Origin of the sequence: Cupriavidus sp. WGlv3 (assembly GCF_023952475.1) — a bacterium.
Classification (GTDB): domain Bacteria; phylum Pseudomonadota; class Gammaproteobacteria; order Burkholderiales; family Burkholderiaceae; genus Cupriavidus; species Cupriavidus phytorum.
Map to the genome: position 1 here is coordinate 1 of NZ_JALHRX010000141.1, position 526 is coordinate 526.

The 526-nt window shown below is 52.7% G+C and carries 1 protein-coding gene and 1 pseudogene; one reads left to right on the top strand and one right to left on the bottom strand.

Going from position 1 to position 526, the window contains the following annotated elements; all coding sequences use genetic code 11:
* Positions 1-91: 91 nt before the first annotated feature.
* Positions 92-307, bottom strand: coding sequence for a hypothetical protein (locus MKD38_RS30880; RefSeq protein ID WP_252682461.1), 216 nt, complete (start codon positions 305-307; stop codon positions 92-94).
* Here MKD38_RS30880 and MKD38_RS30885 point away from each other — a divergent pair.
* Positions 306-526 (top strand): annotated as a pseudogene (locus MKD38_RS30885) (hypothetical protein); the annotation flags it as partial. The gene MKD38_RS30880 and the pseudogene MKD38_RS30885 sit on opposite strands and share 2 nt — an antisense overlap.

The window sequence follows — 526 nt, forward strand, 5'->3', positions numbered from 1 at the left end:
CCAATCTCCACGCCGGCGTAAGCTGATATCAGACGCCGACAATTGCGACGACGCCAACATCGATTCGCTTGGACAGACTCAACGCGTTGAACTACCAGGCACGCTCGGGGTACAACCGGTGGATACGTCCGACGAGTTTCCAGCCTAGCAAAATGCCGACCATGGCTGGCAATGTGGATCTTGTAATGGCGGTTTCGCCGACTGATGCTGGCGCCGGTTCGTGTTCCACAACCTGCACATATTGATGCTTGGTGGGGAGTTGGAAACCGACGATGGAATTGATTTCAATCACAAAGGAGAAGATCATGGACTCGGCCTCAAACATCTTTAGTCCACCGGATAGAACGCTCCTCTGTGTCCGCAAGGTGATATACGTCAACAACACGCCTATCATGTACGGCCGCGCATTTCTCCCCTCCGGGGTGTCCGATGGGATCGTTGAAGAATTGAGTGATCGCTTTATTATTGACGCACTCCGGCGACATAAGGACAACATCAGGGATATTTCGCTCTTATCGATGCAGCG

Bases quoted from the DNA above. Each gene is read 5' to 3' on its own strand.
- MKD38_RS30880 (WP_252682461.1), bottom strand. From the start codon at position 307: ATGATCTTCTCCTTTGTGATTGAAATCAATTCCATCGTCGGTTTCCAA.